This window comes from Parasphingorhabdus sp., assembly GCF_041748495.1.
GTDB lineage: Bacteria > Pseudomonadota > Alphaproteobacteria > Sphingomonadales > Sphingomonadaceae > Parasphingorhabdus.
In genome coordinates this window covers 1-14,731 of the sequence record NZ_JBGTDD010000113.1, presented here as the reverse complement: position 1 = coordinate 14,731, position 14,731 = coordinate 1, and the positions used below count along the sequence as shown (strand labels likewise).

Here is a 14,731-nt window from a genome sequence, read left to right as displayed (position 1 = left end):
AGTTGCAATATGTGCAATCTATAATGTTCTTTTCGCACTTGCACAATAACCTGATTCGATGCATTCAGGATGAGCCTTTCAGGCATCCTCTCCTAAAAACTTTTCAGGCCAGTTCTTCGGAACTGGCCTTTTTTTTTGGCCAAAACCCTCCTGACTGCCGCGCATTCGAAAATCAGGGTCGTATATCGTCCCGTTGATCCCTATCTTGTTGGAAACAACCAAAACGATATTGAGGAGATAGGTCCCTGTGTCCGATCCAGCACCAGCAAAAGACAAGCCCGAAGACGATCGCAAGCTGCTGAAACTGCAAGTTGCCAATGCCCGGCCCGAAGACAGCGGGCGCGGACTGGCGCGGCTGTCCCGCGACAATCTCGGCAAATTGGGACTGATCGAGGGTGATGTCGTCGAGATTCTCGGCAAACAGACCACTCCGGCGCGAGCGGTCCTGCCCTATCCGGAAGACGAAAGTCTGGATTTTGTCCGGCTCGATGGCCTGCAACGCGTCAATGCCGGGGTCGGTGCTGGCGATTTTGTGGAAATCCGCAAGGTCGAATCGAAGCCGGCCAAGAAAGTCGTGTTCGCACCGGCGCAGAAGGACCTGCGGCTGCAAGGCAATGGCGGCGGACTGAAGCGCAGCTTCATGGGACGGCCACTCAAGGCAGGCGATTTTGTCGCCACCCATGGCCAGCAGCAGGTCGATCGCGGCGACATGCCGCCGCAATTGCGGCAGATGCTGGCGGCTCCAGCCTTTTCGCTGACCCAGATCCGGCTCAATGTCGTGTCGACCCAGCCCAAGGGCATTGTCCATATTGACGAGGAGACCGAGGTCGAGCTGCGGCCGGAATATGAAGAATCCACCGAGCATCGCCGCGCCGATGTCACCTATGACGATATCGGGGGCCTGCAGGAAACGATCGACCAGCTCCGTGAGATGGTGGAATTGCCGCTACGCTACCCGCAACTGTTCACTCGGCTGGGGGTTGATCCGCCGCGCGGGGTGCTGCTGCATGGTCCTCCGGGAACCGGCAAGACGCGGCTCGCCCGGGCCGTTGCCAATGAAAGCGAAGCTGAATTTTTCCTGATCAACGGACCGGAAATCATGGGCTCAGCCTATGGCGAGTCGGAAAAGAAGCTGCGCGAGATTTTCGAAGCCGCGACCAAGGCCGCACCCTCGATCCTGTTCATCGACGAGATCGATTCGATCGCACCCAAGCGTGGACAGGTGCAGGGCGAGGCTGAAAAACGGCTGGTGGCGCAGCTGCTGACGCTGATGGACGGACTCGAATCACGGGTCAATCTGGTGGTGATCGCGGCAACCAACCGCCCGGAAGCCATTGATGAAGCCTTGCGTCGCCCTGGTCGCTTTGACCGGGAAATCGTCGTCGGCGTGCCGGATGTAGCAGGCCGCCGCCAGATCCTGGGGATCCACACCCGCGGCATGCCGCTGGACAAGGCTGTCGACCTGATGGAGCTCGCGCGCACGACCTATGGTTTTGTCGGCGCCGATCTGGCGGCGCTGACCCGCGAGGCGGCGATCGAGGCGGTGCGCCGGATCATGCCGAAGCTGGATCTGGAGTCGGAAACCGTTCCGCCGGAAGTGCTCGAGGAACTGGTCGTCTTGCGCCATGATTTTGTCGAAGCCCTGAAGCGTGTGCAACCCTCCGCCATGCGCGAAGTGATGGTCCAGGCGCCCGATGTGCGCTGGGAAGATATCGGCGGGCTCGACGATGCCCAGCTACGGCTGAAAGAAGGCATCGAGCTACCGCTGAAAAATCCGGAAGCCTTTGCCCGACTGGGGATTCGGCCGGCGAAGGGCTTTCTGCTTTACGGGCCGCCGGGAACCGGCAAGACCTTGCTGGCCAAGGCGGTGGCGCGCGAGGCCGAAGCCAATTTCATCGCGACCAAATCCAGCGACCTGCTGTCCAAATGGTATGGCGAGAGCGAACAGCAGATCGCCCGCCTGTTTGCCCGGGCGCGTCAGGTGGCGCCGACGATTCTGTTCATCGACGAGATCGACAGTCTGGTGCCGGCACGCGGTGGCGGCATGGGCGAACCGCAGGTGACCGAACGGGTGGTCAACACGATCCTCGCCGAGATGGACGGGCTGGAAGAAATGCAGTCGGTGATCCTGATCGGCGCGACCAACCGCCCCGGTCTGGTCGATCCGGCCTTGCTGCGTCCGGGCCGCTTTGATGAGCTGATCTACGTCCCGGTTCCCGGCAAGGCGGGTCGGCGGCGCATCCTGGCCATTCACACGTCGAAAATGCCGCTCGCCAAGGATGTCGATCTCGACGAAATGGCCGAGAGTACGGATCGCTATTCTGGTGCCGATCTGGAGGATCTGGTTCGCCGGGCCGGGCTGCACGCGCTGCGCGAATATGGCGGTCTGGTCGAGACCGTCCAGATGAAACATTTTGAAAAGGCGCTGGAGGACAGCCGGGCATCGGTGACGCCGGAAATGGAGGAAGAATATGCCAAGATGGAATCGCAGCTGAAGCAGAATGCGATGCGCGTCGAGCCGATCGGCTTTGTCGCCCCGGGCATGTTGACTCCGGTAAACGGCAGCAAGCACTAACTATCGGTAACGTTCTGGTCATCCAGCTTCAGGGTCTTGTAGCCCCAGCCGAACAGGAACACGCAGATGCCGGTCGCGAGCCAGAATGGCAAGGGACCGGCATAGGTGTATAGCAGCACGCCGAAGGCTGGCGACACGATGAAGGCCATGCCGTTCACCGAAGCGACGATGCCGGCTACGCCATTTTGTTCGGACCGGCGGACGGCGAGCGAGGCCCCCGCGGTAAATCCCGGACGGAACAGGCCGAAGCCCAGCGAAGCAATCGCAAAGCCGATGATGATGCCGTGCAGGTCATGCGAAAAGCCGATCAGCAGGCAGCCACAGGCGCCCAGCACCATGCCCCACAAGATCGAGGCGCGCGGACCCATTTGCAGCAACGGGATCAGCCCCCATTGGGCGAGCAAAGTGGCCGCGGCACCCGACATCAGCACGATGCCGGTCATCTGGATACCCATCTCGGGATCCGCGCGCAGGTCCAGCCGGTCGAGCACCAGGAACCCGACAACGCCCAAGATCAGGGCATGGGCATTGCCGCCCAATATCCCGGTGATCAGCCACGGTTTTACCCGCTCGTCGCCCCAGCGCAATCGTGGTGGCAGGCTGTTATCCTCTTCGCTGTCATCATCCCGGTCCTTCAGACTGTTGGAGGAGGGCGCCGAACTATAGGGTTCCGAGGTGACCACGCCGCGCGCGGCATAGCCCGGATTGTCATTGGGCAGTTTCCACGCGAGCGCTACCATCACCAGGATGCCGATTGCGGCAAAGGCGAACATCGGGCTGGACAGGCCAAGGAACGGAATGATCAGCAAGGGGGCGATCGCCGGGCCGACGATCGTGCCCAGACCGAAGGATGATGAAATCAGCGAGAGCGCCTTGGTCCGGTCGGCGCGCGCGGTGCGGGACGCGACATAGGCCTGCACCGCAGGCGGAGCGGCGGATCCGAGGCCACCGTAAAGGCTGCGGAAAAAAGCGAACAGGATGAAGGTCCACAGCGCGCTATACCAGCCCAGCAATCCCAGAAACAGCGCCAGCCCGGCGAGCGCGAAAGAGGTGGTAAAGCCGATCATGCCCAGACGCATCAGCGCCTTGCGCCCGCGATGATCCGATTGGCGCGCCCATATCGGCGCGGTATAGACCCACAATAAGGCGGACCAGCTGAACGCCGCGCTGACCCAGAAGTCGGGAATATCAAGCTGCGTTCCGATCGTCGGCAATATCGACTGCATGGCAGTATTGCCGGACGCCGTGACCAGCATCACCGAGAACAGCACGGCCATGCGGGTGCTGTCGATCGGCTTGGCATCGGGAAAGGATGAAACCTCTCGGTTCAGCGGATCAAAGTTGGGAGAATCGGCCATTGGCGTTCCTATGCCACGCTATTTCTGCCAGTCATAGCTGCGTTCGACGCGGGCGACATGAAGGCTATATTCGCTATACCATCTGTCTCGCCCCTGGTCGCGAATAACGGCATGGTCGGGGTGGTCGCGCCAGGCTTTGGCACTGGTGTCATCACGCCAATAACTGATCGTGATCCCGAGACCCTCCGCAGACCGGGCATGATCCTCGCCGAGATAGCCGGGCTGCTGCGCTGCCAGAGCGCTCATCGCAGCAGCGGCAACCTGATAATCCGCCTCGGCACTCCCCGTACGCCGGGCGCAGAAAATGACAGCGATGGAGTCTTTCGGATGCAGCTGCATGACAGGCTTCTACCCAGTCGATTGCATCTGGCAACCGCTATTATATTTGTCACCGGCACTGTGATGTCCTAGTAAGACAGATTGTGTTGCCACCGGAGGTTTGAGTTGACTAACAGCATTGCCAAAACGAAGATTTTAGACCGCATCAAGATTGGACTGGAACGACGGCTCGGCCCCTGGGGCGTTTTCTTCAAGGGATTCCTGAAGCATCCCGTGATGGTGGGCTCGATCATGCCCTCGTCGGACAGCACGATCAGGAAGATGCTGGAACCGGTGAAATGGGATGAATGCGAGCTGTTCGTGGAATATGGTCCCGGTGTCGGCACTTTCTGCCGTCCCGTGCTCGAGCGGATGAAGCCCGGTGCCACTTTGATCGTGATCGATCTCAATGCCGATTTCATCGACTATCTCGACAAATCGATCCGCGACAGCCGTTTCTACCCGATTCACGGGTCCGCCGCCGATGTGCAGAAGATCATTCGCGAATTGGGCTATGACAAGGCCGACTATATTCTTTCCGGCCTGCCTTTCTCCACCTTGCCCGACCAGCTTGGTCCAAAAATCGCCCGGGAGACATTCAACGCCCTCCGGCCAGGCGGTGCCTTTCTGGTCTACCAGTTTGTCAAAAAGGCGCGGGACTATATGACCCCGCATTTTGACCATATCGACAGCGGCTATTCCCTGTGGAATATTCTGCCGTGCCATCTGTTCTGGGGGTGGAAGGCAAAATAGCCGTTCGTCGACGGCTGTACGGCGTTTGTCGAAGCCGGTGATCCGTCAACCCCCGATTACCGGCATGTCTGGCAACATATGATTAGATTTGATTGAGAGGAATATCCCGATGACCCGATTGTCTTGTACCCTGCTGCTGGCGCTGACCACAACCGCATTGACGGTGAGTGCACCAGCGCTGGCCCAGTCCTATGCGCCAGGCGAGCCCGCACCGGTCAGCGAACTGGTGGCGGCGGTCGATATTCCCTACGAAGAATTCACCCTCGATAACGGCTTGAAAGTCCTGATTCACACCGATCGCAAGGCCCCGATTGTGGCCGTTTCGATCTGGTATGGCGTCGGCTCGGCCAATGAGCCGGAAGGCAAGACCGGCTATGCGCATCTGTTCGAACATATCATGTTCAACGGCTCCGAAAATGCACCGGGCGATTTTTTCGAGCCGCTGCGACAGATTGGCGCCACCGATCTCAACGGCACGACCTGGCTCGACCGGACCAATTATTTCCAGACCGTGCCGACCTCGGCGCTGGAAGTGGCGCTGTTCCTCGAAAGCGACCGGATGGGCTATTTGCTCGGTGCCGTGACCCAGGAGAAGCTCGACAATCAGATCGGCGTGGTGTCGAACGAAAAACGGCAGGGCGATAACCAGCCTTACGGCATGGTCAGCTATCGCCAGACCGAATTGCTGTTCCCGGAAGATCATCCCTATGGCCATAGCACGATCGGCTCGCTGGAAGATCTCGAAGCCGCCTCGTTGGACGACATGAAACAATGGTTCACCGACCATTATGGCCCGAACAATTCGATTCTGGTGCTAGCCGGCGATATTGACGCGGCGACCGCCAGGCCTCTAGTCCAGAAATGGTTTGGCGCGATTCCCCGCGGCAAGCCGATTGAAGACCTCAATCCGGTGCTGCCGACGCTCGATGCGCCGGTGTACGAGGTGATGAAAGACAAGGTCGCGACCACCCGCATTTACCGCAACTGGGTGGTGCCGGGCCTGAACGACCCCGACTATACTCCGCTCGATGTCGGGATGACCGTGCTTGGCGGCCTGGCCAGTTCGCGGCTCGACAATATCATGGTGCGCGGAGAGAAAAATGCCGTCGCCGTGTCGGCCTTTGTCATTCCCTTCGTCCACGGCAGCCTCGTCAACATCCAGGCCGACGTCAAGCCGGGCGAAGATGCGGATGAAGTGGCCAGGCGGCTCGATGAAATCATCGCCGACTTCATTGCCAATGGCCCGACCGCAGACGAAGTGCAGCGGGTAGCGACCCGCGATGCCGCAGCGCGGATTGCCGGGCTGGAACAGGTTGGCGGTTTCAGCGGCAAGGCGGTCGCTCTTGCCGAGGGCAAGCTCTATTCGGACGATCCGGAATTTTACAAGAAGGAACTGGCGCGGCTGGCCTCGACCACTCCGGCCGCGGTCACCGCAGCCATGAAGAAATGGCTGACCCGCCCCGTGGTTGGCATCATGGTCGAACCGGGCGAGCGCGAAGAATATCAGGAAGTGGGCGCTGGCCAGGGCATGCGGACCGGCGTGCTGACCGCCCCTGCCTTCTATATGCAGGATGGCGAAGGCACGACCGTGACCGCTCCCGACCGGTCTGCACTGCCGCCGGTGGGCGAGATTCCCAATGTCGATTTTCCGGATGTCGAGACAGCCACCCTGTCCAACGGCATCAAGGTCTTTTTTGCGCGCCGCGACGCGGTGCCGATGACCCGGGTGACCCTGTCCTTCAACGCCGGCACCAGTGCGGATAGTGCCGACACGCTCGGCCTGCAGAATTTTGTCACTTCGATCCTGAAAGAAGGCACGACCAGCCTGACGTCGATTGAAATTGCCGAACAGCAGGAACGGCTGGGCGCCAATATCAGCATCGGCGGTGGTCGTGATCGTACCGATGTCGATCTGAGTGCGGTCAACCCCAATCTCGATGCCTCGCTCGACCTGATGGCGGATATCGTCAAGAATCCGGCGTTCAACGATGATGATATCGAACGGATCCGCGTCCAGCAGTTGACCGCGATCGACCGCGAGGAAAGCGATCCGTTGAGCATCGCCAGCAACAGTCTGCCGCCACTGGTCTTCGGGCCGGAACATCCGTACGGCCGCGGCCTGTCGGGCAACGGCACCAGGGAAACGGTATCGGCGATATCCCGCGACAATCTCTCGACCTTCCATCAACAGTGGATGCATCCGGAAAAGGCGACGATCTTTGCCGCTGGCCAGATCGACAAGCAGGAACTGTTCGACAAGCTCGAGATGCGTTTTGGCAAGTGGAACGGGACCGGAAATGCAGCTCCGGCAAAGAATTTTGACGCTGCCATTCCGGACGGGACCGGCCGCATCGTTGCCATCCACCGCCCCAATTCGCCGCAGTCGATCATATTGGCCGGACAGGTGCTGCCCTATACGGGCGCGGACGATCTGCTGATATTGAACGCCGCCAATGAAATATTGGGCGGCAATTTCCTCTCGCGGATCAACATGGATCTGCGCGAAACCAAGGGTTGGAGCTACGGCACCCGCAACACCGTGCTGCGCGGCGAGGACCGGGCGCTGTACACGATGCGGGCCCCGGTGCAGACCAACCAGACCGGACCAGCCGTCGCTGCGATTGATGCACAGGTCCGCGACTTTCTCGGCGAAAAGGGCGTAACGCCTGCCGAACTGGAGCGCACCGTCAATGGCAATGTCCGCCAGCTGCCCGGCCAGTTCGAGCGTACGCCGAGCATCCTGGGACAGATGCAGGCTGACGTGATGTTCGGCAGGCCGACCAACTATGCCGAAACCATCGCCGATCGCTACCAGGCGCTGACCGCAGAGGATTTGAACAAGGCGATGGCGGAAGCGGTTGACCCGGACAAGTTCACCTGGGTGATTGTCGGCGATGTCGGGAAGATCAAGGCCCAGCTCGACGCGCTCGCCATGCCGGTCGAATATCGCGGCTATGAAGCTAGTGACACTGCTGTTAATAGTGATGGCAGTTCGAATGATTCGGTTGAGAGTGACGATTGATTGTCAGCGCCGAATCAGGGCTTTGATATAAAAGGAGAATGGAATGTCTATTGATGGAACTTATACCTGTGTCACGAAATCCCCGATGGGAGACCAGACTTCGGAATTCACCATCGTCACCGACGGTGACACGTTCACTGGAACCAATGCCGGTGCGATGGGATCGATGGACGTCGAAAATGGCAAGGTCGATGGCAATCACATCACCTGGGAAATGAACATGACCGTACCCATGCCGATGAAGCTGGAAGGCGACGCGACGATCACCGATGGCCAGTTGGCCGGCTCGGTAAAGGCAGGTGCCTTTGGCGAAATGGCGATGACCGGTACCAAGAAATAATCGATCTTCAGATCAGAAAAAGGGCCGCTACCTGATCAGGTAGCGGCCCTTTTTTATTTCCTATCCCGGTGGATACTAGCGGACGACGATACTCACCGCGCGGCGGTTCTGCGCCCATGCGCTTTCGTCGGAACCCAGTGCTTCCGGCCGTTCCTTGCCGTAGCTGACCGTGGTCATCCGGGCCGGGCTGACGCCCAGCGACGCGAGATAGTTTTTCGCCGAATTGGCCCGGCGTTCACCCAGCGCGAGATTATAGTCCCGCGTACCGCGTTCGTCGGCATGGCCTTCGATGGTGATCCGCGCATTCGGATTTTGTGCCAGCCATTGCGCCTGGCTCTGCAAAATCGCCTGGTCCCGAGCGTCAATATTGAATCGATCGGTATCGAACAGGATCCGGTCGGACATCGTATTGGCCACGAAATCGCCCTGCGAACCTGGCTCATAGCCCGGCCCGCTCGGTCCCGTGGGCTGCTCTGTACCAATCGGGGGTGGCGGCAGTTCTTCCGGTGCTTTCTTGGCGCAACCGGCCAAAACCAGGCTGGCGGTAATCAGAAGGGGGGTCGCATATTTCATCATCATTCTGCTCCTATTCAATTTTTCACTTCAACCAAATAATTTTGCCCTGTGGCTAGTTATAGTCTTTTTCCAGTGACTTGTCGCGTTTCTAATTTACGGCAACAATGGTCCCCATGCCGGATCCGAACCATTGACCGGAGTCGGCAACTGGCGTTCGTTGCTGCCAGTCAGGTCAACTTGCCAGATACCGGTGCCGCCGCTCCCCCGGGTCGTCCGGAAAAACTGGATCACCCGGCCGTTCGGTGCCCAGGTTGGCGCTTCGTCCTGCCAGCTGTTGGTGAGCAAGCGCTCGCCGCCGCCGCTAGGGGTCATCACCCCGATGCGGAAATTGCCCGCCATCTTGGTGAAGGCGATCAGATCGCCGCGCGGGCTCCACTCGGGTGTGGCAAAGCGTCCGCCGCCAAAGCTGATCCGCCGTTCGTTGCCGCCGTCTGCGTTCATTACATAGAGCTGCTGGCTACCCGAACGGTCGCTTTCAAAGACGATCCGGCTGCCATCGGGGGAAAAGCTGCCGCCGATATCGATGCCCGGGGAGAAAGTGAGCTGCTGCGGCTTGCCACCACCCGCTGCCGAGATCTTGTAGATATCGGTATTGCCGGCAATGGCCATGGAATAGAGTATCCACTTTCCATCCGGTGACCAGCGCGGCGCGAAGGTCGGGTTGGTGCTCTGGGTGATCAGCCGCTGCTGGCCTGTACCAATCTCATAAATATAGATGCGCGGATTGCCATCCAGGAAGCTCAGATAGACGATGCTCTTGTAGTCGGGCGAAAAGCGCGGGGTGAGGGCTGTCGCCTGACCATTGGTGATGAAGCGGTGGTTGGCCCCGTCGCTGTCCATGATCGCCAGTCTTTTGACCCGGTTCCCCTTGGGACCGGTCTCGGCGATATAGGCGATGCGGCTGTCGAAAAAGGGCGACTCGCCACTCAGCCGCGAATAGATGGCATCGGCACATTTATGCGCCGCTCTTCGCCACTCGCGCGGTTCGACAACAAAACCCTGACGGGTCAGTTCGGTTTCCAGTGCGACATCATAGAGATAACAGCCAACCGTCAGCTTGCCGTCAGGATTGGCCCGCACGAACCCCTGGATCAGCGCAGAGGCGTTGGTTCCGCTCCAGTAAGGGAATTGCGGCGCGGTCACTTCGGGATAGCTGATCCCGCGGACCTGATTGCGCCCGATCGGCCTGAACAGCCCGCTCGATCGCAGGTCGCTGACGATGACATCGCTGATCTTGCCGCCCAGTTCGCTGGTGCTGCCGGCCTGTGTCTCGACATTTTGCTGCGTGGGCAGGCCGGGAACGGCGATCACCAGATCTTCCCCGGCGCTATTGTCGACATCGACGGTCAGCTGGGCGTGCGCGGTTGCGGTCAGCCCGACAGCGGCGACAAGGCCAAGGATCAAGGTTCGGATATAGGGGAGGGCGCATTGCATGATTGGTCTCCTAGACACCAAGATAGAGGACAGGTTTGATAACCTTCCATTCATCGTAAAATTTTTCTGGAAATGTGGTGAAAGGCGCGGCTAGCCGGACAGCAGCGATCGCGCGCTCCTGATGGATTTCGACCTGTGACCGGTTGCTGGCGGTGATGCCGACGGTCGTTGCGGTCGGTGTGCCGACGATACGGCCATTGCTGTCAAGCTGCGCGGTAACCGTGGTTCGCAACAGCTCTGCGTCGGCACCGGTCGGTGGACGCCATTTCTGTTTGACCAGCCGGTAGAGTTCACGCTCGAGGGAAGCGACCGCCGCGGGCGAAGCCCTTTCCGCTGCGATATTCTGGTTGCGACTGACCGAGGGCGCGTCGGTCACCCCCTTCAGGAAATCATCACCCAGCCGGGAGCCGCGCGGAGTGGTTTCGGCTTTCGGCGCAGGTTTTGGCGCCGGTCTTGTCGCGGCTTTCGGCGCGGGTTTTGGCTCTGGCTTGGCAGCGACGCTGGCCGGTCTGTCCGGCCGTCGGCGTGGTTCTCTGGATACAGGAGCGGGCCTGACCGCAGGGGTTGGCCTGGCTTCGGCTTTCGGCGGCTCGGGCAGCGGCTCCGGCTCGACGAAGCGGCTCTCTTCCGGCGCACCCAGTTCCGGTGCCACGCTGGTTGCCGGGGTGATTTTAGCGGGATCGGGAGCGGCGCTTTCCAGCCCCACCTCATCGGCGATCATCACTTCGATCGGCTTGTTGCGAAAAGCCTCATTGGTACTGCTCAGGACACTCAAGGAGAGCACGCCAAACAGGGCCACATGACCCGCAGCCGCTACTCCCAAGCCAATTTTTTCAGCTCTCTCCATATCAGATGTCCACTCTTATGGCGTCTCTGATGAACCTGTAGTGACCAGGGACACCCGGTTCAACCCGGCCCGGTTGAGTTCGCCCATCACGTTCATGATCAGCCCGTAATCGAGGGTCCTGTCGCCGCGCAGCATGATCTGCCGCGGATCTTCCGGATTCTGGTCGGCAGCAATATCGCGCAATCGTGTCTCCAGCGCCCCGCGACTGAGCTCCTCGTCCTCGATAAAGACGCGGCCTTCATTATCGATTGAAATCTGCACCGGCTCCTGTTCCTGTTCCAGCGCATTGGCCCGGCTTTCCGGCAGGTCGACGGGAACACCGGTGACCAGCAGGGGCGCGGTGACCATGAATATGATCAGCAGCACCAGCATCACGTCGACAAAGGGGGTGACGTTGATTTCTGCCATCGGCGCGCGGCCACGGCTGCTGCCGCGCCGACCGATTCCGGATCCCATATTCATCCCCATGCTCAGTCTCCCAGTTCCAGTTCGCGGCTGAGCGTGGCGTGGAACCCGTCTGCAAAGCGGCCCATGCGGGCCTCCAGCTTGTTCAGGCGATGGGAGAAGCGATTATAGGCGATGACCGCCGGAATGGCGGCAAACAGACCAATGGCCGTGGCGAACAGCGCCTCGGCAATACCGGGCGCGACCACCGCCAGCGAGCTGTTCTGCTCTGCGGCAATCGCCGAGAAGCTGCGCATGATGCCCCAGACGGTGCCGAACAGGCCGACAAAGGGTGCGATGGCGCCGACCGTGGCGAGAAAATTGAGCCGGTCAGCGATCCGGTCCAGTTCCTGGGCGATGGTCGAGTTCATTGCGCTGGCCAGCCGTTGCCGCGTGCCCTCCCGATCGATCGGACCCTTGGCGGTCGAACGGCGCCATTCCTTGATGCCAGCCACGAATACCTTGGCGCTAGGCAGGTTCGACTTGCTATATTCGTCATAAAAGCGGTCGATATTTTCTGTCCGGGCGAAATCCCGTTCAAAGCTCTCCGATTTTCTACTGATTTGAGCAATGTTCATGGCAAAGCTGACAATGATCGCCCAGGTCCACACGCTCGCCAGCAGCAGGCCGATCATGACCGTCTTGACGATAATATCGGCTTCCAGGAAGAGCATGAAGGGTGAGAAAGTGCCGGTGGTCGCTCCCACCGTAAGTTGGTCTAGCAAGATGAGATATCCTTCATTTCGTATCCGTCTGTTCCATGACGCTGGTAAATGCTTTTGTCCACGCTTTCGGTTGCCGTCGCGGGCGTCCGGCGGGGCTAAGAAAGGCTGCATGAACGGAAGCTGACGTAAGCTGGTCCGGACCGCGCATAATATTCTGGTCGATGATGACGCTAGCCGCACGCACCGTCCTCACCGTGCTGATGCACACCAGATCATCGTCGAGCTTGGCCGGCAGCAGATATTTCATCGACAGATCGACCACAGCATAGACGCCTTCACCGCTTTCATAGGCTGCATTCTGGTCCATTTCCAGCTGGCGGAGCATGTCCGAACGGGCCCGTTCCATATAGCGCAGATAATTGGCGTGATAGACGATGCCGGAAAAGTCCGTGTCCTCGAAATAGACGCGGCAGGCGAAAAAATGCTGCCCACCGGCAAAGCGTCCGTCATGCGGCTTGATGTCGGGGGGAATGGAGTTCGGGAGGGCCATCTCGAGACTCTAGGCGGTTGGATTCCCGGGTGGAAGAGGGAATGTTTGAACCACGCGCCTCTGATCGCAATTTTGAGTCCGTTTGACGGCGCTTGGCCGGTTACCGAAAACAGGCTTCACCCCTGCATGCACCAACTAATTTGCGCTCGGCCATTCGCCTTCTGACAAAGTCTCTCCGGTTTCCAGCAGGGACTTGAGATTGCTGAGGACCGCTGGCCAACCTTCCCGGACACCGGCGTCCATCGGGGAATCTGGTTCCAGCTCGCTATGGGTTACGATCAGCTTGGTATCGGGGCCCAGGCTGATCAGTTCGTAGGTCACTCGCGACAATTTTGTCGCATGATCTGATTCCGAATCACGCGCCCAGCTCCAGACCATTTTTCGCGGCGGGTCCATTTCGATGATCCGGCCGCTGATGTCCACTTCTCCGCTGCCATCGCTGCGGACATGCGCCCAGCGCGAACCCGGCTGCCAGTCCGATTCGTTATAATGGCCCCAGTAAGCCTTGGTAATCTGCCGTTCGATCAGGCCGTTCCACACGGTTTCCGCATTTGCCTTGATGAAGATCGTATAGACAAAATCCGGGGCACAGGGCTCTCCGGTCGATGCGCGGGTTTGTGTTGCTGCAATTTTACTGGCCGACACGACGTTTCTCCTCTGATCCGCTGTTTTGCGACGGGCCGGCTGCGCTTTCGATCTGCTGTTTGAAATCGCTCAGCGCCTCGATCCGGGCGTCTTCGAACTTGCCGATCCAGCGATGCACGATATCGCCAAGCGGCACGACATTGAGATAATGCAGCTTCTCCCGGCCCTGCCAGTGGACAGAGACGAGATTGGCGGATTCGAGAATATGCAGATGTTTCGCCACCGCCTGGCGCGACATGGTCATGCCATTGTGCAAATCGCTCAGATTCTGACCGTTTTTGATGAACAGCCGGTCGAGCAGAGCACGGCGGGTTTCATCGGCAAGGGCGGCAAAGACATCGGACATGCCGCCTTATATGCAACCAAATGGTTACATATCAAGCTCTCAAAAGGCGTCATAGGCCCAAACTTTGACAAACTTTGGATGAAAGGGACGACGATCGTGACCGCGATCAGGCCAAGTCTAGTTCGCTCCCGGTGCCAGCAGTTCCAGCGCCGCAGCGGTCATCGCTTCGGTACCCAGCGTGACCGATTCTCGCGGTGCCACTTTGAAAAAGGGCGAGTGATGCGAGGGCACCGGTGCACCTCCCGCTTTCTCCCGATCAAAGTCTGCCTGGGGTGTGCCGCCAACGGAGAAATAGACGCCGGGGACATCGGTGTTGGGCTGGACAAAATAGGCAAAATCCTCTGCCCCCATGCCCTCGCGCGGCTTGCTGTCGAACACCGTTTCGCCAAAGCGGGCGGCGAACACATCTTTCACCCGCTTGGTCAGCGCGGCGTCATTATAATTGGCTGGAGTGGATTCGTGCGACACCCGTACTTCCGGCAACCTGTCTTCCGCCAGACCGTTCATGCGGCCGACATTGGTCGCAATGCGCTTGATCCCTTCGAGCAGCTTTGCCCGCGTGTCCGCGTCGTCCGAGCGGACCGTCAGCTGCATGACCGCCTTGTCCGAAATGATATTATGCTTGAATCCGCTGTGGAAGGATCCGACGGTGATCACGGCGGGCCGGAGCGGGGCGATTTCCCGGCTGACAATCGTCTGCAAGGCCATGATGATTTCTGCGCCCATCACGATCGGATCCTTGCCCCGATGCGGCGACGCGCCGTGCGCACCGACCCCGTGGACAATGATATCGACGCTGTCGGACGAACTGCTCTTGATGCCTTCGTCGAGCGAAAGCTTCCCCGTCGGGGTGTCGGC

15 protein-coding genes are annotated in these 14,731 nt (G+C 59.6%); 4 read left to right on the top strand and 11 right to left on the bottom strand.

All coding sequences use genetic code 11. The features are described from left to right. Positions 1-295: 295 nt before the first annotated feature. On the top strand, positions 296-2,575 hold the full coding sequence (locus ACEW8J_RS10295) for a CDC48 family AAA ATPase (protein WP_373491590.1): 2,280 nt from the start codon (positions 296-298) through the stop codon (positions 2,573-2,575). Here ACEW8J_RS10295 and ACEW8J_RS10290 read toward each other — a convergent pair. Both ACEW8J_RS10290 and ACEW8J_RS10285 read right to left on the bottom strand, forming a co-directional pair. Then, positions 2,572-3,933 carry an MFS transporter gene (locus ACEW8J_RS10290; RefSeq protein ID WP_373491550.1) on the bottom strand — a complete coding sequence of 454 codons (1,362 nt, stop codon included), beginning with the start codon at positions 3,931-3,933 and terminating at the stop codon, positions 2,572-2,574. The two genes, ACEW8J_RS10295 and ACEW8J_RS10290, sit on opposite strands and share 4 nt — an antisense overlap. An 18-nt stretch (positions 3,934-3,951) precedes the next feature. Continuing rightward, the gene (locus ACEW8J_RS10285; RefSeq protein WP_373491549.1) at positions 3,952-4,272 is read right to left on the bottom strand and encodes an antibiotic biosynthesis monooxygenase; all 321 of its coding nucleotides are present in this window, start codon (positions 4,270-4,272) and stop codon (positions 3,952-3,954) included. A gap of 105 nt (positions 4,273-4,377) precedes the next feature. Here ACEW8J_RS10285 and ACEW8J_RS10280 point away from each other — a divergent pair, with 105 nt between their 5' ends. The 3 genes from ACEW8J_RS10280 (at position 4,378) to ACEW8J_RS10270 (ending at position 8,366) form a co-directional block, all read left to right on the top strand. Then, the gene (locus ACEW8J_RS10280) at positions 4,378-5,004 is read left to right on the top strand and encodes a class I SAM-dependent methyltransferase (protein ID WP_373491548.1); all 627 of its coding nucleotides are present in this window, start codon (positions 4,378-4,380) and stop codon (positions 5,002-5,004) included. A gap of 109 nt (positions 5,005-5,113) precedes the next feature. Next, positions 5,114-8,026 carry a M16 family metallopeptidase gene (locus ACEW8J_RS10275; protein WP_373491547.1) on the top strand — a complete coding sequence of 971 codons (2,913 nt, stop codon included), beginning with the start codon at positions 5,114-5,116 and terminating at the stop codon, positions 8,024-8,026. Between the two features lie 43 nt (positions 8,027-8,069). Beyond that, positions 8,070-8,366 carry a hypothetical protein gene (locus tag ACEW8J_RS10270; protein ID WP_089134483.1) on the top strand — a complete coding sequence of 99 codons (297 nt, stop codon included), beginning with the start codon at positions 8,070-8,072 and terminating at the stop codon, positions 8,364-8,366. 75 nt (positions 8,367-8,441) lie between these two features. Here ACEW8J_RS10270 and pal read toward each other — a convergent pair whose 3' ends face one another. The 9 genes from pal to ACEW8J_RS10225 all read right to left on the bottom strand — a co-directional run. Next, a complete protein-coding gene (gene pal, locus ACEW8J_RS10265) occupies positions 8,442-8,939 on the bottom strand; it encodes a peptidoglycan-associated lipoprotein Pal (protein WP_373491589.1) in 498 nt (165 codons plus the stop codon). A 96-nt stretch (positions 8,940-9,035) separates the two neighbouring features. Further along, positions 9,036-10,376, bottom strand: coding sequence for a Tol-Pal system beta propeller repeat protein TolB (gene tolB, locus ACEW8J_RS10260; RefSeq protein WP_373491546.1), 1,341 nt, complete (start codon positions 10,374-10,376; stop codon positions 9,036-9,038). Between the two features lie 10 nt (positions 10,377-10,386). Next, positions 10,387-11,223, bottom strand: coding sequence for a cell envelope biogenesis protein TolA (locus ACEW8J_RS10255; protein ID WP_373491545.1), 837 nt, complete (start codon positions 11,221-11,223; stop codon positions 10,387-10,389). A 15-nt stretch (positions 11,224-11,238) separates the two neighbouring features. After that, a complete protein-coding gene (tolR, locus tag ACEW8J_RS10250; RefSeq protein WP_373491544.1) occupies positions 11,239-11,679 on the bottom strand; it encodes a protein TolR in 441 nt (146 codons plus the stop codon). Between the two features lie 14 nt (positions 11,680-11,693). Beyond that, entirely contained in the window at positions 11,694-12,341 is a 648-nt protein-coding gene (gene tolQ, locus ACEW8J_RS10245) for a protein TolQ (protein WP_373491588.1), read from the bottom strand. A 64-nt stretch (positions 12,342-12,405) separates the two neighbouring features. After that, positions 12,406-12,882: a YbgC/FadM family acyl-CoA thioesterase gene (locus tag ACEW8J_RS10240; protein ID WP_373491543.1), complete on the bottom strand. Its 477-nt coding sequence runs from the start codon at positions 12,880-12,882 to the stop codon at positions 12,406-12,408. Between the two features lie 135 nt (positions 12,883-13,017). Then, positions 13,018-13,527: an SRPBCC family protein gene (locus ACEW8J_RS10235; protein ID WP_373491542.1), complete on the bottom strand. Its 510-nt coding sequence runs from the start codon at positions 13,525-13,527 to the stop codon at positions 13,018-13,020. Continuing rightward, positions 13,514-13,873 carry an ArsR/SmtB family transcription factor gene (locus tag ACEW8J_RS10230; RefSeq protein WP_373491541.1) on the bottom strand — a complete coding sequence of 120 codons (360 nt, stop codon included), beginning with the start codon at positions 13,871-13,873 and terminating at the stop codon, positions 13,514-13,516. The genes ACEW8J_RS10235 and ACEW8J_RS10230 overlap by 14 nt, the downstream gene beginning before the upstream one ends. Before the next feature lie 117 nt (positions 13,874-13,990). After that, on the bottom strand, positions 13,991-14,731 hold a 741-nt coding region (locus ACEW8J_RS10225; protein WP_373491540.1), incomplete at its 5' end, for a M20 family metallopeptidase.